This window comes from Pseudomonas sp. No.117 (assembly GCF_054558395.1).
The window spans coordinates 205450-229410 of record NZ_BAAJNP010000001.1 but is presented as its reverse complement, the minus strand read 5'-3'; the positions used below and the strand labels follow the sequence as shown (position 1 = coordinate 229410).

The window sequence follows — 23961 nt, the reverse complement described above, 5'->3', positions numbered from 1 at the left end:
GGAGGCTGGCCCTGGCCGGGCCAGCCTGCCGAGGGCTTACAGCTTGATCCAGGTCGCCTTGAGCTCGGTGTACTTGTCGAAGGCGTGCAGGGACTTGTCGCGGCCGTTGCCGGACTGCTTGAAGCCGCCGAAGGGTGCGGTCATGTCGCCGCCGTCGTACTGGTTGACCCAGACGCTGCCGGCGCGCAGGGCGCGGGCGGTTTTGTGGGCCTTGGAGATGTCGCGGGTCCAGACCGCGGCGGCCAGGCCGTATTGGGTGTCGTTGGCGATCTGCACGGCTTCCTCGGCGGTGTCGAAGGTGATCACCGAGAGCACCGGGCCGAAGATCTCTTCCCGGGCGATCTTCATGGCGTTGCTGACGCCGTCGAAGATGGTCGGCTCGACATAGACGCCACCGGTCTCTTCCAGGGTGCGCTTGCCTCCGGCCACCAGGGTGGCGCCTTCGGCATGGCCGGCCTCGATGTAGCGCAGCACGGTCTCCAGCTGGGTGGTGTCCACTAGGGCGCCGACGTTGGTCTCGGGCTCCAGGGCATGGCCGGGCTTCCAGCCCTTGAGGGCCTCGATCACCAGCGGCAGGAATTGGTCCTTGATGGAGCGTTCCACCAGCAGGCGCGAGCCGGCGGTGCAGACCTCGCCCTGGTTGAAGGCGATGCCGCTGGCGGCGGCCGCCGCGGCGTCCTCGAGGTCGGGGGCGTCGGCGAAGACGATGTTGGGGCTCTTGCCACCCGCCTCCAGCCAGACCCGCTTCATGTTGGATTCGCCGGAATAGGCCAGCAGTTGCTTGGCCACCCGGGTGGAGCCGGTGAAGACGATGGTGTCGACGTCGGGGTGCAGGCCCAGGGCCTTGCCGACGGTGTGGCCATAGCCCGGCAGCACGTTGAACACGCCGGCGGGAATGCCGGCCTGCTGCGCCAGCTGGGCGACGCGGATGGCGGTCAGCGGCGATTTTTCCGAGGGCTTGAGCACCACCGAGTTGCCGGTGGCCAGGGCCGGGCCGAGTTTCCAGCAGGCCATCATCAGCGGGAAGTTCCAGGGCACCACGGCGGCGACCACGCCGACCGGTTCGCGGGTGACCAGGCCCAGTTGGTCGTGGGGCGTGGGCGCGACTTCGTCGTAGAGCTTGTCGATGGCCTCGGCGCTCCAGCGGATGGCGTTGGCCGAGCCGGGCACGTCGATGCCGAAGGAGTCGGCGATGGGCTTGCCCATGTCCAGGGTTTCCAGCAGCGCCAGCTCCTCGGCATTGGCCAGCAGCAGGTCGGCGAAGCGGATCAGCACGCGCTTGCGCTGGGCCGGGGCCAGGTGCGCCCAGGTGCCTTGCTGGAAGGCGGCGCGGGCAGCGGCCACGGCCAGGTCGGCGTCGGCGGCGTCACAGCTGGCGACCTTGGCGAGGAAGCGCCCGTCCACCGGGCTCAGGCAATCGAAGGTGGCGCCCGAGAGGGCTTCGACATAGGCGCCGTCGATGAAGGCGCGACCTTCCAGGGTGAGACCTTGGAAGCGCTGCTCCCACTCGGCGCGGCTGGGCAAGCTCATGGGTGACTCCTCGCTAATGGCGGTGAGCAGCCACCCTAAACCGGGCTGGAAGGGTTATCAATATATTTGACACTCGGCCGGCAAAAGCGGCGAAACGTGCGTTTTATCGAACGCTGCGTTGCCGTTGGCGACTCCGCGTCAGGGCGCTGGGCACGCCCGCGAGGGGCGCGCGGCCCTGGCGTGGCTGGAAGCACTGGCGGGTCAGGGGCGGCTCGACGCTGGCGTCCAGGTCGTCGAGCCAGCCGTCCACCGCATCTTCCAGCGCCGCGACGGTGAGCTGGCCCAGCACCTGATGGGCGATGAGATTGCCCAGGCTGGGGGTCGCCGGCGCACGGGCCGCGCCCCACCAGGCGGCGAATCTGTCCTGCAGGCCGTCGAGCAGGCGATGGACGCGGTAGGCGGCGGCGAGCAGCGCCAGGCTGGCGGAGGGTGCCTGGGCCAGGGCGGCTGGGGCGAAACCGGCCAGGGCACGTTCCAGCACCCCCGCCAGGGGCGCCTCGAAGGCCACCGCCCGCGCCTGCTGCAGCAGGGCGTCGAGGGCGTCGGGCACCTTGTCGACGTAGGCGCTGGCGAAGCGCTCCAGCGCCGGGCCGCGGCTGGCGCCGTCGGCCGCGGTGCGCGCCGCCTGGTCGGCGAAGGTGCGGCTGGCCTCGCCACTGTCCCGAGCGCGCACCTGGGTGGTCTGGATCACGAGGCGCAAGGCGGCGGTATTCATGGCAGGGTCCTGCAGGGATGAGCTGCTTTGGACGTTCCCACCCGAGCCGGGTCACACCGTTCGTCCGGTGCCGGCGGCCCTCAGTGCCGCAGCATGAAGGTGTCGTATTCCAGGTCGTCCAGCACCCGGTCCAGGCGGTGCAGGCCGAGCAGCACGCAACAGGCCAGGGAGACGGTGAAGCCGTAGCCGAAGAAGCTCGGGCCCAGCTCGATGCTCAGCAGGGTCAGCGCCAGGTTGAGGCCGAGGAACAGGGTGCAGAGCATCAGCACGGTGTCGCGTCGGTCGAGGTAGAAGAAGACGTTGAGCAGCGCCATGAACACCACCTGGATGCTCACCCCCACCACGTCGATGTAGAACAGCGGCAGGTAGTAGTGCGACATGCCGAGCCAGGCCAGCAGCTGCGGAGCCAGCAGGAACACCAGCACCAGGGTCAGGCCCTGGACCTTGCAGATCTCCAGCAGGCCCTGGCGGATGGCCAGGATCATCTGTTCCTTGAGCTGGCCGATGTGCTGCAGGGTCTCGCCACCGCGGACCGCGTTGAACACCCGTTCGTACCATTCGGCGAAGTCGGTCTCGATGCGCACCAGGAACACCGCCATGCCGGGGATGATGGCGAGGTAGGCGAGGAAGATCGGCAGGTCGTAGAGGATGGAGGCGCGCAGCGGGCCGATGACGGCGTCGGAGGTCAGGGGATCGAACCAGAAGACGAATTTGTCGACCCAGATGCCCAGGTTGTAGAAGAGCCCCGTCACCAGCAGGCTGACGAAGATCTGCTTGCGGTCGAGGAAGTCGAAGGCCACCAGGCGCTCGGCCGGGTACTCGCGGATGATGTCGTAGAGGAACATGAACAGCAGGGCGGCATGACCCAGCAGCAGGGCCATCAGCAGGCCGTTCATGCCGAGGAAGCGCAGCACGAAGGCCGCGGCGATCATGATGGCGTAGCCCAGCGTCATTACCACCAGGATGCGATTGTAGGCCTTCATCCCGGACAGGAAGATGATCACCAGCCAGAGGTCGCAGAGGGTGACGAAGTTGGCCAGCACCAGCAGCCGGTAGGCGAACGGCTGGTCGAACAGCGTGGCCAGCAGCAAAAAGCCCAGTCCGCCGGCCACCAGGGTGACCAGGAGCAGGATGCCTACCAGGTTGGGCAGGATGCTGGCCTGCTTTTCCTCGAACAGCCGGTCGGAGACGAAGCGGGTGAAGTACAGCTGCAGGCCGCCGGTGAGGATCAGCGAGCTGGCCATGAGGTAGGTCACCGTGACCAGGAACTGGCGGATCAGCACGCTGGGGGTGACGATGCCGGTGGCCAGCACGCCGATCAGCATGACGCTGATGATCGACAGCACCCAGGGGCCGGAGCTGATCAGGCCGGCGTAGACGTAGGCGCGCAGGGTGGCGGTGTAGGAGTCGCGCGCGAGGATCTTGCGCAGTTCGAAGCCGATGCCGGCCATGTCAGACGATCCCCCCGATGGCATCCTGGTAGAGCTCGCGATAGCGTTCCAGCATCAGCGGCTCGGTGTAGTAGCGATTGACCCGGGCGAGGCCAGTGCGTTGCGCGGCCTGCCAGCGGCCAGGGTTGCGCAGCAGGGCGAGGATGGCGCGGGCGGTGGCCTGGGGATCGGCGATGGCGACCACGCTGCCGCCGGTGCCCAGGGCGCGGTCCTCGGGCGTCGAGCCTTCGATCAGTTCGCGGCAGGAGCCGACGTCGCTGCTCACCACCGGCACCCCGGCGGCCCAGCCTTCGAGGATCACCAGTGGCTGGGCCTCGCTGATGGAGGTCAGCACCATCAGCCCGAGCTTGGGCAGGATGTCGCCGATCTTCTGGAAACCGAGGAATTTGACCTTGCCGTCCAGGCCCAGGCTGGTGACCAGGCTATGGCATTCGGCGGCGTATTCCTCGTCTTCGTCCTCGGGGCCGACCACCCAGGCCTCGGCCTCGGGCATGGCGCTGATCACCCCGCGCATGGCGCGGATGAAGGTCTTGACGTCCTTGATCGGCACCACCCGGCCGAGCAGCCCGACCACCGGCGGCACGCCCTCGGGGCGCCGCTCCAGGGCGTCCTGCCACTGGGTGAGGCTGATGCCGTTGGGGATCACCCGGCAGCGCGTCGGATCGGCGCCGTCCTGGATCTGCCGGCGGCGATTGCCGTCGTAGAGCGATATGATCGGGTTGGCGGCCTTGTAGGTGAGCAGGCCGATGCGTTCGAAGAAGCGGATCCACAGCCGGCGAATGTAGCTGACGTCCACGTCCAGGCCGGTGCGCAGGGCCTCGTCCGGGCCTTCGGCGATCCACTTGGCCTGGGCCAGGTCGATCTTGCGCTCCTTGGTGTAGATGCCGTGCTCGCTGAGCAGGAAGTTGCAGCCCCAGCGCCGTTGCAGGATGGCGCCGAGCATGCCGGCGTAGCCGGTGGAGATGGAGTGGATCATCCGCGGACGGGGCAGGCGGCGGGCGGCCTCGGCCAGCATCAGCAAGGGCGCCTGCATGGCGCGCAGGGTCCAGAGGTAGTCGACGAAGGAGGGGTCGGTGCAATAGCGCTCGTAACCCTCAGTGATGGCCTCCCAGCTGGCACGGCTGTACATGAAGTCGTCCAGGGTCACGCTGCCCTGGGCGAAGGCGTCCACCAGGGCGTCGCCCTGGGCGGCGCTGGGTTCGTCGGGGTGGTGGAGGAAGGCGTGCAGGTCGCGCAGCAGCTGCACCGGTGCCTGCCGCCGCGGGCTGATGGGCGCGGCCTTGGGTACCCAGGAGCCGGCGAGGAAGTGTTCCTCGATGTGCACCACGTTGGGCGGGATGGTGTAGTGGCGCTTCTCGTAGTTCTCGCGCTGGCCGCCGATGAAGAACACCGAGAAGGTCAGCTCCGGCAGGCCGAGGATCAGCTGGTTGACCCAACTCGACACCCCGCCGCGCACATAGGGCCAGGTGCCCTCCAGCAGCAGGCAGACATCGGGGGTGACGGTGGCGGCAGGGGCGTCTTTCATAACCAGTACTTCACCAGGGCGGCAAACGGCGGCCGCTTCTTCAGATCCGCCGGCAGGCTGTCGAGCAGCGCCGGGATGACCGTGTAATCACGGCGCAGGAAGGCGATCTCGGCGCGGAAGGGCGCCAGCTGGGCCGGTGGCACGCCGGCCGCCTCGGCCGCCTGGAAGAACTCCAGGGCCCGCTCCGGCTCGCCCTGCTCGAGGGCGATACGCCCGGCCAGGATGCGCAGCTCGTCGTTCTCCTCGCCGGCCAGGGCCAGTTCGATGTGTTCGCGGGCCTGGCCGAGCACGTGGCGCAGGACGCTGCCCTGGGCCAGGCCCAGGTAGGCCAGTTCCCAGTAGCCGCGGGCCAGGGTGCCGTGCAGCGCCGGCTGGCGCTCCGCCGGCGTGCTGGCCAGCTCGCCGAGCTGGGTCTCGATGCGCTGGTTGATCTGGCTTTCCTGCTGGTCGAGCATCGAATAGGCGAGCAGTCGCACGTCGTCGGCCGGATCGCGCAGGGCCAGCTTGAGGATGGGGATGGCGTCGCGCCCCGGCATGCGGCGGGTGGCGAACAGGGCGGTCAGCCGCTTGTCGGTGCTGGGCGCGTGGCGCAGCACGTCCTGCAGGCCGCCGTCGCTGAACAGCATCTCCTCGCGGCGCTCCAGCGGGCGGAACGGCAGGTTCGGTACGCTGCGCGCCTCCCAGGCGATCTCGCGTCTCTTGCGCGGCAGGTAGAGCGCCGGGAAGACCGCGGCGATCACTCCGGCCGCGCCCACCAGCGGGATGAAGAAGGCCAGGGCGAAGAGGAACAGCGGGCTCCAGGGCAGCGGTCGCTGGTAGCGCCGGGGCAGCAGCAGCCAGGCACCGCCGGCCAGCAGGGCACTGCCGGCCGCATGGGCGGTGGCGAAGGCCAGGGCGGCGGCCGCCACCGGCAGGTTGGCGAACAGGAGCGCCCAGCTGCTGGCCTCGAAGGCGAAGGCGCCGCTAAACAGCCACTTGCTGTTCATGCAGGCCACACTCGTTGAACAGGAAGACGCGCAGCTCCTGGGCGCGGGTCTTGGGCAGCAGCTCGTGCTCGTGGCTGCGCACGCCCAGGCCCTCCAGGGTGCTGTCCTGGCCGTAGCGCTCGGCCAGCAGCTGGCGCAGGCGCCGGCGATAGCCTTCCAGGCCGTCGGAGGAGGTCAGCGGCAGGAGCACCAGCAGGCAGGCATGGCCGGCGCCATTGGTCAGGCGCAGTTGCAGGTCGAGACCGCGGCGACTGCCTTCCAGCAGCGCCAGGGCGCGCTCGGCGCCCGCGGCCTCGGTCATCTCGAAGCAGAACAGGCAGGCGGGCAGGGCATGTTGCTGGGCGTCGCGCAGGGAACGCTTGAGGTGCTGGGAGAATTGCTGGGCGTCGTCGTCGGCCAGGGTCAGGGCCTGGGGATCGCTGCCCAGCAGGTCGGCGATGTGGCCGGCGAGGATGGTCAGCAGGTTGAGGGTGCGCTCGTTGAAGGAGAAGAAGGGCATCTGCTCGACGGCCAGCACCGCCAGCAGCCGCTCCTCGGTATCCAGCAGCGGTACGCAGGCCTGCAGCGCCGAGTGCTGGGTCTCGCCGCGTTCCAGCAGCGCCTGGCGGATGCTCAGGGTCTCGCCACGCTCCAGGGTCAGGCGCACCAGCAGGTCGTCCGGATCTATGCCGGGCATCTCCCCCTGGCTGGCCAGGGCACGGCGGTCCACCCGGCTATTGGCGTCGACGCGGTACAATCCCGCTACCCGCAGCGAACCGTACTGGGTCAGCAGGCCGACGATGGGCTCGGCCAGGGCCTGCAGCGCATCCTGCTCGCGGGGTACCTCGCGCAGTTGGCGACGCAGGTCCAGCAGGGAGCTGCGCAGGCTGAGGTCGTTGCCGGCGACGCGCTGCTCCAGGCGGTCGTGGGAGATGCGCAGCAGATGGTGCGCGCGGGTGAATTCGTCCAGGCGCAGCTGGCGATAGTCGTTGGCCAGGTCCAGGCGCTCCAGGCGCCGGTCCCAGATATCGCGGAATTCGCCCACCAGCATGGCGCTGAGCAGCACGCCGACGATGAAGGAGGGCGGGATCTCCTCATAGGCCGGATAGCCCTGGCGATGCAGATAGAGCAGGGCCGCCACCAGCAGGGCGGCACTCACCAGCCCGCGCATGAAGCCATAGCGCACCCCCATGAGGATGGGCGCGAAGACCACCCAGGGAAAGGCCAGGCCGACCATCAGCGGGTCTTCCGGCACCAGCCAGAAGCCCAGGCCCAGGGCGGCCGCCGTGACCAGCAGGGTTTCCAGCCAGGACAGGCGGCCACTGGCGCGCGGCGCCAGGGTGAAGTCCTTGTGGACGGATTGCAGGGCCATCAGCGCAACTGCAGCTCTTGCGCGGTGCCGCGCAGGACCTTCTGCGCGGTGGCCGCCAGGCTCTCGCGCGACCAGCCGGACCGGGCGCCGCTGTTGCTCCAGATGACCTTGCCGCTGGCGGGGTCGATCACCTGGAGGGTCACGCCCACCGCCGGTTCGCCGTCCAGGCCGTTCTTGTACTGCCACTCGTCGACGCTGCCGGTGAGCACGTATTGCAGATTCTGCTGGCGGGCCCAGTCCAGGGCCGCGCGCTGGCGGGCCTTCTCGTCGTCGGTGGGATTGCCGCCCTGGCTGTCGTCGTAGACCTGCGGACGGATGCCGCGCTCACCGAGCACGCTGACCAGGATCTGCGCCGCGCGATCACCGGCCATGGGCGCCTGGGCGTAGTTGGCCAGGGGCACCAGGCCCCAGCGGGCATCCTTGGGCAGGGCCTCGCCACTGGGCCGGGTAAAGCTCGAGCAGCCGGCCAGGAGCACGGTGGCGACACTGGCGACGAGCAGACGCGTGATGTTCATGAGGTCTCTCCCTTGAAGCGGCCTAGCGGCCGATTCGATTGCTGTATTGAATGCCCAGGGTGCTGCCGGCCTGCCCGCCGCTGCCCTGGGGCGCGGACTGGTAGCCGGCGATGAACGCCAGTTCGTCGTCGCCGAGCACTGCCATGCCCAGGCCGACATTCAAACCGTAGTTGAATTCGCGCTCGGTCCACTGCCAGCCGACCAGGGCGTCCACCAGCCAGGTGTACTGGGGACGGGTGCGGTTGAGCGAACCGGGGATACCGCGCCGCCAGCTGCTGCCGACATAGAGCTGACCGTAGCGATCCTGCAGCAGCTGGGTACCGCCCAGCGCCTCGAGGTCGCTGGCGGTGATCTCGCCGTTCTCGCCGCTGCCGACAATGGGCTGCAGGTAGCGGGTGACGCTGTCGGGCAGGGTGCTGCGCGCCTTGTTCTGCTGGTAGGTCACCCCGCTGCGCACCTGCCAGGTGGGGCCCTCGAAGAAGATCAGGTGGCTCAGCTCCAGGTTGAAGGCGAAGCCGCTGCCCAGGTCATCGCCATCGCGGCTGGAATAGCGGTTATGCGCCGCCCGCCAGCTCAGTTGGTCGCGCGGGGTCAGGTTATGGCGTCCGGCCAGGCTGACGCTGTCACGCCGGCCCAGGGCGCGCAGGTAGCCGCTCTCGTCCGGTTGCCGATGCCAGTCCAGCGCTGCCTCGATCTCGGTGTTGCCGTCCAGTCGCCAGGTGCGGGCGATGCCCAGGCCGACGCGATTGCTGTCCGCGCGCTGGCTGGCGTCCACGGTGGTCTCCAGGCCGCCATCGGAGAGGTCCTTGAGCACCTTGAGCAGCATCTGGTGTTCGTTGCCCAGGGCGTCGGATTTCAAGCCGTTGCCCTCCAGGCGGTTCTGCTTGAGCTGGACATCGGCATAGATGTCGTCGGCGAGGCGCCGCGCGGCGCGGACCTCGGCGCCCTGTTCGACCAGGCCGCCATAGTCGCGGCGCTCCCAGCCGGCGTGGACGCCGTTGGGGGTGCGCTCGGCCTGCTCGGTGGCCTGGCGCAGCAACTGGCGCTGGATCACCTCCGGCGGCTCGTCGCCGACCGCGGTCAGCGCCGCCGCCTGGGCGTCGCCGGCGTGGCCGAGGCGCTGCAACACCTCGACACGCTGCGCCGGATCCAGGTCGCCGGCCGCCAGCAGTTTCTCCAGCTCGCCGCGATTCTGTTTGCGCAGGACCTCCTGCAACTGCTCGTACTGGCGGATCTTCAGCCCGCGGCTCTTGGCCCAGGCCAGCCACTCGCCCTTGAGGCCGTCGTCGTTGTTCTGGCTGAGGGCCTCCAGCCACTGGTCGAACCACAGCTGCAGCATGCTCGGCGAGCCATCCTGCCAGGCGCGTGCCTGGGCCAGGGCCGCCTGGGGCCCGCGCAGGCTGGCGAGCAGCCGCAGGTAGGTGGCATAGCGCTCGGGGGTGGCCGGCACCTCGTCGTTGGCCAGGTGCGGCGTCACCAGCTTGCGCAGGCGCAGGGCGGCATCCTGGTGGCCGGCGGCGTCCAGGGCGTCGGCATAGGCGGCCTGGATCAGCCAGTCCTGGGGATGGGCGTCCAGGTAGCGGCGATACCAGCCGAGGGCTTCCTCGGCCTGGCCCAGCAGCACCAGGCCACCGCCGAAGGGCAGCCAGAGCACGTCGCTGTCCCGCGCGCGGCCCTTCCAGTCGCGCAGCAGGGCGGCCAGCTCGACCTGGCGATTCTGGTCGATGAGCAGCCACAGCAGCCGCTCACGGAAGCGGTCGTCGTCCGGGAAGCGTTCCAGGGCCTGCCGATAGCCGGCTTCGGCCTGGGCGATGCGCCCGCGCTGGAAGTCGAGACCCGCCCGGGCCAGCCAGACCGCGGCATTGCCAGCCGAGGCCGGTTGCCGGTCGGCACTGGCCAGCAGGCGCTCCAGGGCCGCGCTGTCCTTGAGTTGCTCGGCCCATTGCAGGGCCTGGGTCAGGCGATTCTGGTCCTTGCCCTTCTCCCAGCTCTTTTCCAGCAGGGCCAGCGCCTTGCGTGGCGCGGTGCGCTGGTAGAGCTCCAGCAGCCGGTCCTCGTCGCTGGCGGAGAGCCCCTTGTCGCTCGCCGCCAGGCGTTCGAGCGCCTGCTGCGAATCGGCGTCGCGCTCCAGCTCCCAGGCCAGCTCGGCGCGCAGCCGCCAGTAGTCGTCGCCCTGGCGCTGCTTGGCCGGCATGCGTTCGAGCACGCTCCAGGCCTCTTCCGGCTTGAACAGCGTCCACAGGGCACCGGCCCAGGCCAGGTATTCCTCGGTGGTGAGGGGAAAGCGCTGGCCGAAGGCGTCCCAGCCGTCGGCTTGGGCTTGTCCTTGTTCGGTGCGGGCCAGCAGTTGCTGCAGGCGCTCCCAGGCCAGGCGCTGTTTCGGCTGGCGCTTGAGATAGCCGCGCAACCAGAGTTCCTCGGCCGCGGGGTCGCCGAGGGACTCATAGGCGAAGATCAGCGCGTCCAGTTCGGTCTTGTCCAGCTGGCGCCCCTGGGCGGCGCCACCCAGCAGCTCCACCACCGCATCGAAGCGAAAGGCGCGGGCCGCCAGCTTCCAGGCGTGGTCGCGGCGGGCGGGATCGTCCTGCCGGGCGAGCAGGCGCAACCAGAGCTCGAGGGCCTCGTCCACGTGGTCGGTCCATTCGCCCAGCTGGGCCAGCTGGGCCAGTAGCTCTTCGTCATCTGGACGCAGGGCCAGCAGTTGCTGGCCGTCCGTCCAGGCGGTCTGGGTATCGCCGCTGGCCAGGGCCAGGCGGAAGGCGGCCTCCAGGGCGGCGGGATTGTCCGGCTGCCATTGCCGCCAGCGGTCGATGAGGCGCTGGGCCAAGTCCAGCCGGCCACTGCCCTGGGCGGCGGCGACGCCGGCCTGCAGCCAGGCCAGGCCGCCCTCGTCGGCTTGCAGGCGCGGCAGTTCCTCCTCCAGCAGGGCGGCGGCGGCGGCACCCTGGCCGGCGGCCAGCCAGGCGTCGAAGGCCTGGTGCCGGTAGCCCTGGCGCTGCTCGGCCGAGTCGGCGAGATCGGCCAGGCGCAGGTAGAGGCGGGCGGCTTCCTGCTGGCGGCCGCCGGCCAGGCTCCAGCGCGCCGCCTGTTCGAGCCACTGCTGGCGGCGTGGCGGATCCCGCCGTGCCAGCTCGACGTAGCGCTGCGCCGCGGTGGCCGGATCGGCCAGCTGCAGGGCCCGCTCGGCCACGCGCTGCAACTGGGGCGTGCTGAGGCTGGCCACGTCCAGGGCGCTCAGCCGCTGCGCCAGGCGCTCGCGCTCGGCGTCGGCCAGGCCCTCCGGCTTGGCTTCCGCCTGCAGGATGTCCATTTCCAGGGCATAGAAGGGCGTCGAGGCCAGCGGCTGCGGCAGCAGTTGCAGCTGGCGCCGCGCCTCGTCGATCCGGCCCAGGGCGATCAACTGGTCGATCAGCTTCATGCGCAGCCCGGTATCCTCCGGGGTGGCCTTGAGCAGCACCTGGGCATAGCTGATGGAGACCTGGTCCGCCGGTTCTTCGCCGGGCTGGAACACCTGCTTGCCGTGGAAGGTCAGCACCAGCACCAGGGCGGTGACGAGCGCGATCCCCAGCAGTGTCCAGGCACTCAGGAGCCGGGTTTTCTTAGCCGCAGACGATCTCACCGTCACTCACCCGTGTCAGCGGAAGTTTGAACGTCCAGAGTCCGCCGGTGCCCGGCTGGCCCTGGTAACGCTCGCGCCCAACCCGAACCTCGCAGGCCGCGGCCGCGCGCAGGGTCATCTCCAGGGGAAACTGTCCGGCGAAGGCGAAGCGGATGCGCGTCGGCGACAGGTATTCCCACCGTTGCAGCGGGATGTTGGCCTCTTCGAGGGCGGGACTGCCGTCGCGACTGTCGCGCAGCACCAGCCGCGCCTGGGCGCCGGCCAGGTGGACGTAGCGCCCCTGTGGCAGGTCGCGTACCCCGGCGATGCCCGCCGAGCGCTGCAGGTCCGGCCAGCCCAGGCGCGGATCCAGGCGCAGGGTGCGCAGGCCGTCGAGGGCTTTGATCGACCAGCTGCCGTCCTCCTGGCGGGCGAGACTGGCGGCGTAGAAGCCATGCAGCCGCGCCACGTAGTCGCTCATCCACAGCGACAGCGGCCGTTCGGCAGCCATGCCCTGGTAGATCTCCTGCATCGTCTTGAGCGAGGCCTGCTTGGTGGCGGAGTAGAAGTGGTAGTAGAGATTCAGGCCACGCAGGCGCCGCGGATGCTCGGTCCGCTCGAAGGTATAGAGCAGGTCGCGAAAGCCGTAGTAGGGGCCGCGCCAGAGATTGGTGTAGACATTCTCGTTGATGATCGGCGCGTAGTACTGCAGCCCGCCGGGCGTCGGGCGGATGAAGGGATAGAGGCCGCTCACCGAGGGCTGCGCCCGGGTGATGTGGGAGTTGCCGCCGTTCACGTTGAGCAGACTGGCGTCGTAGGCGAGCTTGAGGGTGGCGGCGTCCGGCTGGGCGTCACCGGACCAGAAGATCAGCTTCACCGGCTTTTGCGGGGTGGTCAGGCGCTCGTTGATGTAGCGCGTCGAGCCGACCACTTCCCGGGTGAAATCCACCTTGTCGTAGCCGGGGATCTGCATCATGTAGCCGTACTGGGCCTCGAAGTTCTCACTCTGTTCGGCCACCGCGGGTTGCCAGAAGAACGGGTGGCTGAAGGTGTGGGTGGCCACCTCCACCTTGGGATCGGCGAACAGCCGGCGGGCGATGGGCTCCAGCTGGGCGGTCAGCTCCGGATAGCGTCCCTTGGCGCCGACCTCGCCCTCGATGATCGACGCCGAGGTGAGGAAGGGATGCGGCCGAATGAACTGGTCCAGCACCACCTGGCCGGAAAAGGGCGCGCCGGGCAGCTCCGCCTTGGAGGCGAAGGCGTCACCGTCGATGTGCACCGTGGCGATCCGGCGACCGTTCTCGGTGGTCGGATCCGGAACCGGTAGCGGCGGCAGCTGCAGGGCCTTGGCGGTGAAGGCGAAGGGATCGATGATCCAGCGACTGGCTTCGGGGCCGTCTTCCATCAGGTAGGGGCTGAAGGCGAAGCCGCCCCAGGGGGCCACCCCCATGGGCACGAAGCTCTCGCCCTGGCCGGCCAGGCTGACCACCGGCGTCGGCCCGCCGGGTAGTGTCTGCACGGCGGGCAGGCCACGGGTCCGCAGCTTGACCGGCGCCTCGAAGTTGCCGGCCAGGGCCGGGTCCGCCACCTTGAGGGTGAGGTTGTCGGGCAGCGGCTTGCGACTGACGCCAAGCCCCAGGCGCCTGAGCAGGGCTTCGTTGTCCAGCGGCAGGCCGCCGAGGATCAGCAGGGGTGTCTTTTCCGTCAGGCGCTGGCCGATCCAGGTGCTGAATTCCCGCGCGTTGGGTGGCGGCCCGCTGGTCATCCAGACCACCACACCGGCGTAGAGGGCGCCGGGCCAGGCGGTGGGCAGCGGCTTGGCGGCATCGAAGTAGTCCAGGCGGTAACCCTGGTACTCCAGCACGCTACCCAGGAAGCGGTGCACCATGGACTGCCGCAGCGCGCCCTCGCGCCCGTCGTAGAGCAGCGCCAGCCGGCGCGGCTGCAGGGTCACCGAGCTGATGCCCAGGGTATTGAGATCGGGCGTGGTGATGTAGGGCACGTAGCCTTCATCGCGCAGCCGCTTGGCCAGCCGCTGGGCCTCCTCGCGCTGCTCCGGCGGCAGGTATTCGATGGCGATGACCGGGATGCCGGCACTGCGCGCCGCCGCGATCCGCGGCTGCAGCCACTCGCGGTCCTGGGCACTGACCGGCCGATAGGTTTTCTTGCTGGCATCCCAGCCCGCGTAGATCGACTCCACCGCCATGGCCGCGGCGACGCCCGGCAACTCCGGTTGCACCTCGAAGCCGCGGTTGAAGAACAGCTTGAGCGAAGGCTGGCGGCGGTGCAGTTCAGCCAGCAGGCTCTTCAGCGCCAGGCGCTGCGCCTCCCGCTGGTCTTCGGCCACCAGCTGGAAGCTGTCGAGGGTATCGAGGAACAGCCCCGTGTATCCGGCCTTGGCCAGCTGGGCGGCGCGTTCGAGCAGATGGGCGCGCCAGACCGGCGCGGCCAGATTCATCACCTGGCTGCCCCAGGCCTGGTTGGCCACCGGGCTGGCCCCCGCGCTGAGGCCGGCCTTCTCCAGCGCCGCCGCGTCGCCGGCGAATTCGCCGATGGACAGGTAGGCGAAGGGCTGGGCCCCGCCTTCGCGCAGGGTGTGGACATCGGCAGCGGTGGCATGGCCGGGTTCGAGCACCACCCAGTCGAACTGGGCGAGCTCGGCCACCGGTGGCTTTTCCGCGTACCAGAACGCGACGCTGGCGGGTGCGGCCAGGGCCGTTCCCATGAACGACACATAGCCCAGTAGCCAGACGGTCAGTTTGCGCCACCAACCGAAACGGGATCCTGCCCTTGTTGCCTTGCCTGCCGCCACACCCGGTCCTTACTGCTGCCTGACTTCGGTATCAGGGTAGCTACATTATGCAAAAGCGTGACGAAAAACTGCCCGCGTCAAGCCGAGCGGCAGTGATAAAGGGATCAATAGGTATCGGGATAACTAATGACTTGCCTGAGAAAACGTCTAGTTGGCGGGTTTCAGGATTTCAGGCGGGGAGGGGTCGAGCGGGGAGGGCGGAGCAGGAACGCAGAAAAAAGTCAGAGGAATTGCCGTCATGCGCGGCGGAAACCGGCATGACGGCAAGCACCGGCCTTACTTGAAGCTGCTGTTCAGGTTGGCGCTGGTGGAGAGGATGTTGGTGGAACCCAGCAGTTGGCTGACGAAGCGGTTCCAGCGGGTGATACCGGCCGGGCCGACGAACACCACGTCCTGCGGCTGCAGATGGAAGTTCTGCGCCAGCACATAGGCGGTGGGGTTCTTGGCCGCCAGGTGGAAGACCTGGGCGGTGGCACCCGGGGCCTTCAGGTCTTCCGGACCGCGGATGACGTAGACAGCATCGGCGTTGGCGGTTTCCTGCTGGATGCCACCGGCCTGGCTCAGGGCCTCCATCAGGTTCAGGTTGGTGATCTTGTAGCTGACCGCTGCCGGGGCGCGGACTTCACCGACCACGTAGACCTTGCGGGCATCGTTGTAGGGCAGGTGGAGGCTGTCGCCGTCCTTCAGGTAGATGCCGTACAGCTTGGAATCCTTGCGGTTCAGGCTGTCGGTATCCAGGCGATATTCCTTGCCGTCGCGCACCAGGGTCACGCCGGTCAGGTCGGCACCGCCGGTGTTGGCCACGCCGGCCTGGCCCAGGGCTTCCACCAGGGTGATGGGCTTGGTGGTCAGCGGGATGGCGTCGCCCTTGTTCACGGCGCCGGAGATGGTGACCTTCTGGCTACCGAACTTGAGCACGCTGACATCGACCTGGGGATTGTCGATGAAGGTGGCCAGGCGACGGGAGATGTCGGTACGGATCTCTTCCAGGGTCTTGCCGGCGGCGCGTACGGTGCCGACGTAGGGGTAGAACAGGGTGCCATCCGGGCGCACCAGGCGACCGTTGGCTTCCAGCTGCTGCTGGGCGCCGGACGGGGCGGTCAGCTCGGGGTGATCCCAGACGGTGATGTAGAGCAGGTCGCTCGCGCCGACGCGGTAGGCCTGCGGCTTGTAGTCCAACAGGGGCTTGAGGTCGGGTGCCTTGGACAGGGCCGCGGAATCCTGGCTCATCAGCAGCGAGCTGGTGATCGGGATCAGCTGGACCTTGGTGCCCTGGATGCTCGGGTCGCTCTTGAGGTCGTCCTGGTCCAGGTACTGACCCGGGGAGTAGGCACAACCCTGGAGGACGATGCCAGACAGCAAGGCCAGCGCGGTAAATTTGGTTTTCATGTCATTCGTCCTTGATTGCTGATTGAGTGTAAGCAAGAGGAATAAATCGGAGGGCAGATGCAACGAGCCGGTTATTCATGGTGTTCCTTCGCAAGACGTAGCGGCCCGTGGCAGTGGGCCGGGTTCCAAGCGGCTAGCCTGTCCGGTACGCGAGTGAACTCGAGGCCTCATCGTGGAGCGGTACGGGCACTTGAGTCTGCTGGTCTGAGACTGGCCTTTAGCCATCGAGTTCAGCGCGCCGGCAGGCGAAAAAGGTGACGCCGTTCGAAATCTGTCGTATCTCCGCTAGCGCGGTCCTATGACCGTGCAGTCATGTTTTTGCAGGTGCTTTTCCAGCAAGGCTACCTGGGGCTTTTCACCACCGCCCTTCGGCTCGATGGCTAGCGGATAGTCTCCCCAGCCCGGCCCGGCGGCCCAGTAGGCGCTCGGCACGCACTGCTCGCCCAGATAGCTGAGCAGATTGTCCATGGCTTCCAGCCATTCCGGGTGTGCAGGTATCCCATATTCGCCAATGAATCCGCGCAAATCGTGCTTTTTCAGCCACTCGATGAAGGGCTTGGTGCGTTCCACACCGATCATGGGATGGACGCCCTTCATGCCGGTGGCGTAGTTGCCGCTGGAGTCCGCGTCGAAGTAGATGTGGGCCTCGTAGATCAGGTTGTTCGCCGGATCCTTGATCAGCAGGTCGCCGTTCACCTGGGGCCAGCGCTGGGCACTGGCCCAGCTGTCGCCTTCGATGAAGATCGGCGTGCGCATGTCGACGGTACGGATGCTGTCCACCGCCGTCTGCGCCGCCTTGGGCCAGAGCCCCTGGGTGTCATGGGGTTCGTTCATGACATCGTAGCCGTACAGCGCCGGATGGTTCTGGAAGGTCGTCGCCAGGCGCTTCCAGACGTCGGCGTAGCTGGCGTAGGACACCTGGTACGAGCCGATCAACTGGCCGCGGTAGCGCGCGTAGTTGTGCAGGTCCAGGATCACCTTCATCCCGTACTGGTCGGCGAAATCCAGGGTGCGCTTGAGCAGGGCGACCTGCGCCGCGTCCAGTTCGCCACCGAGTTGCGGCTGTACCCGCTCCCAGAGGAAGGGGAAACGGATGAAGCGGATGCCCTTGGCGCTGTAGCGGCGGAAGTAGTCCTCGGTGGGATAGAAGTAGTTGGTGCCTTCCACCCCCGGCAGTACCTGGCCGGCGAAACCGGCGGCCGACAGGTTGATGCCGATGAGGTCCACCTTGGCTGCCGCAGGCTCTGCCTGAGCCTTGCCGAAAAGCGCCGCGGACAGTAATGCGGTGGCCAGCAGGCCACGACCGATACGACGTTTCACTGATGACACGGGCAGCACCTCGGGTTCCATTCAGGAGCTCTGTTGATAAACGGGGGCAGGTTGCAGCGGCGGGGTGCGCCGCGCGAAGAATTCCAGGGCCAGGTAATCCACGGTCACCCGGATCGTCCAGGCGATGGCGGCGCCCATGATGGAGAAATGCTGGATGCAGACCACCAGCAGGCCCAGGTAGGGCAGCAGCTCGGCCAGGTGGATCATCGCCGTGGTGCGCGAATGCCCCCGGGCCTGGATCTTGGCGAAGGGGATCTGCGCCAGGGCGTTGAAGATGAAGCCGACCACCAGGATGCGCAGGATCTGCGCCGCGTCGCCACCGTACTCGGGGCCCATCCACACGGTCATGATCCAGGGCGCGAGGATCAGGATCGGCAACACCATCGCCAGGCTGATCAGCAGCAGGCCCCAGAAGGCCTTGTTGGCCTGGCGCGCAGCGTCCTCGCCGCTCTTGCTCAGCAGCGGGAAGACCACCCGGGCCACGGCATTGGGGATGATCAGCATCCGCGACACGGCTTCGGCGGGCGCGGTGTAGAAGGACACGCGGCTGGCGCCGACCATGTGCGAGAGGACGAAGCGGTCGAAGTACACCATCAGCGGACTGATGATGTTGCTCACGGTCATCCAGCTGCCGAACTTCAGCAGCTCCTTGAACACCTCGACCTTGAAGGTACGGATGCCTTCCGGAAAGTCCTTGTGCAGCGGCCAGTAGGCCAGCGCCATGGAGACGATCCGCGCCAGCACCAGGCCGATCACCGTGGCGGAGAAGCTGGGCTCGATCAGCACCGCGATCAGCGGGGCGATGGCCAGCAGGCTGTTGGAGAAGGTACGCAGGATATTGAATTCACCGAAGCGCTCATTGCCTTCGAGGTAGGCGAACCAGACCGTCGCCAGCAGGAAGGGCGGCACGCACAGGCTCAGCCAGCGGAAGCCGGCCACGGCATTGTCGAAATGCTCGGGCGAGACGTGCAGCAGGCTTACCACCTTGCCCGCGCCGAACCACAGCAGCAGGGTCGCCACCAGGCTCAGGCCGATCACCGCGCCGGTGGCGGTGCCCATGACCAGCCGGTTGAGGCCCTTGTCACCATGGTGCATGGCGACGGCGCGGATCACTGCCCGCGAGAGACCGGCATCGAACAGCGTCGCATAGCCGACGATGGCGAAGGCCAGGGTGAAGAGGCCGAACTGCTCGACCCCCAGCAGGCGCGACAGCACGCCCATGGTGGGCAGGGCGATGGCGCTTGGAATGACGACACCCAGGATGTTCCAGGTGCTGTTTTTGATCATCGACATCGTAGGGGTGAACACTCCATGGGGCTCCCGCGCCCGTCAGGACGAGCGCGGGAGCACGAGGGATCAGGCCGGGCGAGCCAGCGGGCTGCTCGGGCGCGGATAGGGGCTGCTGACGTAGGTCTCCTTGGCCGGCGCGGACCGATAGTCATGCAGCGCGCGCAGGGCCTGGATGACCATCAGATAGCAGATGGTGGCCTGGAGATACTCGAAGAACCCGGCCAGCGGCCAGATCACCAGCTGGGCCAGGGTCGCGGTCACCACGAAACCGGTATCGGGGTGCAGCATCTTCGCCCAGCGATAGTAGAGGAACAGCGAGACCGGGATGATGATGAAGGACAGGAAGCCGAAGCGGAACAGGGTGCCGAACACGCCCACGTCGGAGAGGAAGAAGTACTCGCCGAAATAGGGGATGAAGCCGTTGTTCCACATCAGCGACAGCGAGCCGCTGGGCAGCCAGTGGTTCTGGCTGAGGTGGGAGAAGATGTAGCCGAGGGTCTGCTCGCGCACGCCGTCGGTGGGACCGTCCTGCACCGACTGGGCGTAGAAGTCCACGTTCAGCCCGAGCACCTTCATCAGGTCGGGGAAGATGAAGAAGGGCGACACCAGCAGTCCGGCCACGCAGATCCAGACGATCGACTTGCTCTTCAGGCAGAACACGGTGAAGCACAGCGCCAGCACGATCAGCTGCCGGGTCTGGGTACCGAACACCAGGGTCAGCAGGAAGAACATGGCCAGCACGATGTGGATGGTCTTGTTGCGCGCCGAGCCATCGATCGGCGAGATGCCCTTGTTCCAGGTCTGGATGCAGTAGAAGTAGGCCAGGCACAGCGCCGGTGCCCCGATGGAGGAGCGGTCGGGGCGGTCGAAGGAGGACTGCTTGTCGCGCAGGTCGGGCAGGACGCCGAACTTGAACATCCAGGCCATGACCGCCGCCAGCAGGGCGGTGATCAGCAGGGCCTTCTCGAATTGCGAGGCGCTCATGTTGCGACCGAGGAACATCAGGGTGGCGAAGCCGAAGCTGAACAGGATCCGCCGCTCCTCGATCAGGCCATAGACCAGCGGCTGACCGTAGAAGAGGAAGGAGAAGATCGCCGGCAAGCCGATGAAGACCACCGACGAATAGACGGCGTAGGTCATCAGGATCTTGAATTCGCGCTGCTGGGTACCGATGCTGGTCAGCAGGTAGAAAAAGGTGAAGGCCATGCAGATGGCCAGGTACAGCTCGTTCAGGTAGAGGATGCCGACCGGGTTGTGCGGGCTTTCGCCGAACACGTCCAGATGCAGGATCAGCAACGGGATCAGGAGAACGAAGGAAACGGTGCTTTTACGAAGAATACTCATAGACCTACCCATCCAGACGGGAGCACCGGACGCGCGGTCCGGTGGTCATCTTCCTTGCGGCCGAGACGCTGCGGGGCAGCCTCTCAGGTGCGTCGACTGCTGCGTTCCTTGAGGTAGATGGGCAGGATGCTCAGGGCATCGTGCACGTACCGCTTGGCCAGGCGCTTGGGCTCCGAACACATCCGGTGCAGCCATTCCAGCTTGGCCTTCTGCATCCAGCGCGGAGCGCGCTTGACGGTGCCGACGGCGAACAGGATGGAGGCGCCGATGCACAGGCCCACGCCGGTGCGCTGGCTGCTGTCGATCTGGCGCGCCAGCTTTTCCTGCCGCGGAGCGCCCACCGCGTAGAGGATGAACTCCGACGGATGCTGCATCACGAAGTCGACGCACTTCTGCGTCTCCAGCGGATCGTTGATGAAGCCCATCGGCGGATTGTAGTGCTCCAGCTGCATGTGCGGGTACATCCGCCGCAGCTTGCCCACGTCGGTCTCGCTCGACCCGATCAACACCACCTTCAGCCGCTCGTCGTTGGCCTTGCGCAGGATGCTCAGGGTGAGGTCGCTGCCGGTGATGACCTCGGGTACAGCGACGCCCAGCGACTTGAGGATCGGCAGCAGGATGCGGCTGTCGCAGATGCGCTTGCCGGCCCGCTGGTAGGACTCGCGCATGTCGGGGTTGCTCTGCAGCTGCACCACGTGGTCGATGTTCGGCGTGACGATATAGCTGTAGGGCCGGTGGATGTCCTGGGCGATTTCGCTCAGCAGCTGGTCCTTGGTACCGGTGAAGAAGTCGATACCGAAGGCCTGGGTGCGTAGGTTAGACATGCATCGTCGCTCCCTTGAAGGCACCCTTGACGCCGGACCAGGCCAGTTTCGGATTCTTGAATTCCTTGAGCACGGTGATGCCGGACAGCAGCACCGCGGAAACCAGGGCGAACGGGGTACCGTGGAATTTGCGGTTGAAACGGGTCGCCGCGCGATTGCGGAAGTAGTGATAGAAGGCGCTGCGCCCACCCGAGCTCATCGAGCCGTAGTGGTAGAGCTGGCTCTCGCGGCAGACCTTGAGGGCGACGCCCTTGCGCTTGGCCTGATGCTGCCAGTCCACCTCTTCGGAGTACATGAAATAGGCTTCGTCCATGAATCCGACGTCGCTCAGCAGGCTGGCGCAGAACGCCATGCTGCAGCCCATGATGTAGTCCGGCTCGCGCTCCAACTTGGCGATGTCGGCGACGGTGATGTCCTTGCCGAGCAGCTTGGACTTGCCCAGCAGCGGATAGAGGATGCCGCCGCCGTAGCATTCCAGACGCCCGGTTTGGGAGCTGAGGATTACCGAGCCGACGATGGTCTTGGGCGCGCGTTGCAGTTCGGCCAGCAACGGCGCGAAGGCATCGTCCTTGACGTAGGCGTCGTTGTTGACGACCCAGAAATGCTGGACCGGCAGGTTGTCCAGCGCCCAGCGCATGCCGTAGTTGTTGCCACCGGCATAGCCGTCGTTGCGCGGACTGGCGAGCACGGTGACCTGGCTCAGGCCGTTGTCGGCCTGCCAGCGCTGCAGGACGTCGATGGAGCCGTCCTGGGAATCATTGTCCACCACCACCGCGTGGTCGATGGAGGGGCAGTGCTTGAGAATGCTCTCCACACAACTGATGGTTTCGTTGGGGGCCTTGTAGTTGAGCACCATGACTACGTTCATTGGCGTGTTCCTGTTCTTCAGAATCATCAATCCGGTACAGCGTCGAGATCCAAGGCTGCCAAGCGTGGCCGGGCTCTAGGTCGAACCCTTCGAAATCGCTGTGTGAGGTAGTTTCTTGTCGTTCGATGCGCCTGTACGAATACTGCCGCGATCCCTGAAGGGATGGGCTGGACGGCCTTCAGGCCGTCCAGCCGGGGTGTTGCCTCAGCTCTTGCCACCCTGCTCGTAGGAGTAGTGGTAGTTGCCGTAGGAGCCGTAGTTGCTGGCTTTGCGTTCCACGGCGTTGAAGATCACACCCTTGAGCGGAATGCCATTGAGGTCGAAGCGGCGCTTGGTCGCCTCCAGCTCCTTGACACTGTTCATGCCGAAACGTGCGACGATCAGGCTGGTACCGGCGTGGCTGCCGATGATGCCGGCCTCGGTCACCGCCAGGATCGGCGGGGTATCGATGATCACGATGTCGTACAGCTCGCTGAATTTCTTCAGCACGGTGGTGAATCTCAGGCTCATCAGCAGTTCCGACGGATTCGGCGGGAACTGGCCGCAGGAGACGAAATCCAGGCTGCCGACTTCGGTCTTCTTGATGGCGTCGTTCAGCGCGATGCGGCCGCTCAGCAGGTCGGACAGGCCGTCCTGTTGCTTGGCGTTCATCAGCTTGTGCAGGTAGCCCTTGCGCATGTCACCGTCGATCAGCAGTACCCGCTGGCCGGACTCGGCGATCACCGCCGCCAGGTTCGAGGACACGAAGGACTTGCCGACGCCCGGGCTCGGACCGGAGATCATCAGGATGTTGTTCTTCGCCTCGATCATGGCGAAGTGCAGGCTGGTACGCAGGCTGCGCAGCGCCTCGGTGCTCAGGTCGGTGGGGTGGGTGATGGCGGTCAGCGAGGACGTGCCCGGCTGCTTGGTGCCCAGCACCTTTGTGGTGTCCGCCTGGTTCTTGCTGTAGGGGATCGAGGCGTATACCGGCAGACCGATCTGCTCGATGGCTTCCGGGGTCTCGACACCACGACGCAGGGTGTGGCGGGTGTAGACGATGGCCAGGCCGACGATGGCGCCGAGGATGATGGCGACGGCGATGATCAGCGGCTTGTTGGGCGCGGAAGGATCGTCGACGTTGGCGTTGGCGTTGTCGATGATACGGACGCTACCCACGGTACCGGCGCGGATGACTTCCAGCTCCTGCGCCTTGTTCAGCATCAGCGCGTAGGTCTGGCCGGTCACCTCGATGTCGCGGTTCAGGCGCAGCAGTTCCTGCTGGGTTTCCGGCAGCACTTCGACACGCTTCTGCAGCTTGGCGCGCTCGGCCTGCAGTTGGCCCAGCTGGCTCATCAGCGCCTGGTAGGCTGGGTGCTGGCGAGTGAACTTGCGGTCCATCTCGGTGCGCTTGAGGTTCAGCTCGGAGATCTGGTTGTCCAGCGCAACGGTCTGCTCCAGGACGCCCTTGGTCTCGCTGTCGATGTCGACCGACTTCTTGTTGGTCTGGTAGTAGTTCAGCGCGGACTGGGCTTTCTCCAGGTCGGACTTGACTACCGGGATCTGGGCGCGCAGGAACTCCAGGCTCTGGGTGGATTCGGCCGCGTTGCGATCGATGTTCTGCTGAACGTAGATGTCCGCGACTTCCTGCACGATGGCCTGGGCCTTCAGCGGATCCGGATCCTGCAGGCCGATCCCGATGATGCCCGACATCTTGCCGCGCTCACCGGCGACCAGGCGACCCTGGTACTCCTGGATGGTCTTGGAGAAGCGCTTCTTCATGATGGTGAATTCGGTGCCCGGGCGAGCCTGCAGGGTGGCGACCTTGATCTGGTAGCCCGCATTGCTCACCGGCTGGCCGAGGCCACCGTGCAGCACCACTTCGTCATCGGCGTTGAAGACGGTGAAGTTCTGGTTGTCCTCGACCTTCAGCTTCATCGGCTTGTCGAGGTTGTTGTCCGGCACTTCCAGCTGGTCGATGACCAGTTTCTCGCCGCCCCAGGCGAAGCTGTTCAGGCCGAGCAGGGGAGAGGCGACGTCGGTGTCGTTCTGCGGCTCGAAGCGGCGGGCGACGAAGTTGCCGATCAGGGGGAAGTAGCGCGGCTTGACCTCGATATCCAGCTTGAGGTTCTCGATCGCCTTGCCGATCACCGAGCGCGACTTGAGCAGCTCGATCTCGGTCACCGCCTCGGGCATGGGCGGGGGCATGCCGGTAGTCTGGTCGGTCAGTCGGGTAACGCCCTTCTTCTCCATTTCGATCTGGATCATGGCGTTGGACGAGTACATCGGCGTGGCCAGGATGGCGTAGCCGATGCCGAGCGCGGCGAAAATACCGATTACCGACAGCAGCTGCCATTTGTAATCGATCAACATGCCGAAGAGTGCGGAGAAGTTGATATCCGACTCGTTCTTAAGTTCGGGAGTAAAGCGAGGCATCGTGGTCATGAAATTCCTTCTT

General features: G+C 66.8%; 16 protein-coding genes. All 16 read right to left on the bottom strand.

What is annotated here, in order from left to right; genetic code table 11:
- Positions 1-36: 36 nt before the first annotated feature.
- The 16 genes from ACYJP6_RS01060 to ACYJP6_RS00985 all read right to left on the bottom strand — a co-directional run bounded on the left by ACYJP6_RS01060 (position 37) and on the right by ACYJP6_RS00985 (position 23948).
- Entirely contained in the window at positions 37-1530 is a 1494-nt protein-coding gene (locus ACYJP6_RS01060) for an aldehyde dehydrogenase (protein WP_459472659.1), read from the bottom strand.
- 103 nt (positions 1531-1633) lie between these two features.
- Positions 1634-2245, bottom strand: coding sequence for a hypothetical protein (locus ACYJP6_RS01055; protein ID WP_459472657.1), 612 nt, complete (start codon positions 2243-2245; stop codon positions 1634-1636).
- Between the two features lie 80 nt (positions 2246-2325).
- Positions 2326-3696: an exopolysaccharide Pel transporter PelG gene (gene pelG / locus ACYJP6_RS01050; protein WP_459472655.1), complete on the bottom strand. Its 1371-nt coding sequence runs from the start codon at positions 3694-3696 to the stop codon at positions 2326-2328.
- Position 3697: 1 nt separating this feature from the next.
- Positions 3698-5221 (bottom strand): GT4 family glycosyltransferase PelF, encoded by a 1524-nt coding sequence (pelF, locus tag ACYJP6_RS01045; RefSeq protein WP_459472654.1) that lies wholly within the window; start codon positions 5219-5221, stop codon positions 3698-3700.
- Positions 5218-6207, bottom strand: a complete 990-nt coding sequence (locus ACYJP6_RS01040) for a tetratricopeptide repeat protein (RefSeq protein ID WP_459472653.1) — start codon at positions 6205-6207, stop codon at positions 5218-5220. The genes pelF and ACYJP6_RS01040 overlap by 4 nt, the downstream gene beginning before the upstream one ends.
- Positions 6185-7558: a PelD GGDEF domain-containing protein gene (locus ACYJP6_RS01035; protein WP_459472652.1), complete on the bottom strand. Its 1374-nt coding sequence runs from the start codon at positions 7556-7558 to the stop codon at positions 6185-6187. Before ACYJP6_RS01035 ends, ACYJP6_RS01040 begins: the two co-directional genes overlap by 23 nt.
- Positions 7558-8073 (bottom strand): penicillin-binding protein activator LpoB, encoded by a 516-nt coding sequence (locus tag ACYJP6_RS01030; protein WP_459472651.1) that lies wholly within the window; start codon positions 8071-8073, stop codon positions 7558-7560. The genes ACYJP6_RS01035 and ACYJP6_RS01030 overlap by 1 nt, the downstream gene beginning before the upstream one ends.
- A 22-nt stretch (positions 8074-8095) precedes the next feature.
- Positions 8096-11692: a tetratricopeptide repeat protein gene (locus tag ACYJP6_RS01025; protein WP_459472649.1), complete on the bottom strand. Its 3597-nt coding sequence runs from the start codon at positions 11690-11692 to the stop codon at positions 8096-8098.
- The gene (locus ACYJP6_RS01020) at positions 11673-14396 is read right to left on the bottom strand and encodes an endo alpha-1,4 polygalactosaminidase (RefSeq protein WP_459472647.1); all 2724 of its coding nucleotides are present in this window, start codon (positions 14394-14396) and stop codon (positions 11673-11675) included. The genes ACYJP6_RS01025 and ACYJP6_RS01020 overlap by 20 nt, the downstream gene beginning before the upstream one ends.
- A 363-nt stretch (positions 14397-14759) precedes the next feature.
- Positions 14760-15872, bottom strand: a complete 1113-nt coding sequence (locus ACYJP6_RS01015; RefSeq protein ID WP_241808247.1) for a polysaccharide biosynthesis/export family protein — start codon at positions 15870-15872, stop codon at positions 14760-14762.
- Positions 15873-16157: 285 nt separating this feature from the next.
- Positions 16158-17192 (bottom strand): glycoside hydrolase family 5 protein, encoded by a 1035-nt coding sequence (locus tag ACYJP6_RS01010; RefSeq protein ID WP_459473397.1) that lies wholly within the window; start codon positions 17190-17192, stop codon positions 16158-16160.
- Between the two features lie 30 nt (positions 17193-17222).
- Complete coding sequence (locus ACYJP6_RS01005) at positions 17223-18494, bottom strand: flippase (RefSeq protein ID WP_459472645.1); 1272 nt, start codon at positions 18492-18494, stop codon at positions 17223-17225.
- A 63-nt stretch (positions 18495-18557) separates the two neighbouring features.
- A complete protein-coding gene (locus ACYJP6_RS01000) occupies positions 18558-19835 on the bottom strand; it encodes a hypothetical protein (protein ID WP_459472643.1) in 1278 nt (425 codons plus the stop codon).
- A gap of 83 nt (positions 19836-19918) precedes the next feature.
- A complete protein-coding gene (locus ACYJP6_RS00995) occupies positions 19919-20659 on the bottom strand; it encodes a WecB/TagA/CpsF family glycosyltransferase (RefSeq protein ID WP_459472641.1) in 741 nt (246 codons plus the stop codon).
- A complete protein-coding gene (locus ACYJP6_RS00990; protein ID WP_145008498.1) occupies positions 20652-21527 on the bottom strand; it encodes a glycosyltransferase family 2 protein in 876 nt (291 codons plus the stop codon). The genes ACYJP6_RS00995 and ACYJP6_RS00990 overlap by 8 nt, the downstream gene beginning before the upstream one ends.
- A 204-nt stretch (positions 21528-21731) precedes the next feature.
- The gene (locus tag ACYJP6_RS00985; RefSeq protein ID WP_459472639.1) at positions 21732-23948 is read right to left on the bottom strand and encodes a polysaccharide biosynthesis tyrosine autokinase; all 2217 of its coding nucleotides are present in this window, start codon (positions 23946-23948) and stop codon (positions 21732-21734) included.
- Between the last annotated feature and the right edge of the window lie 13 nt (positions 23949-23961).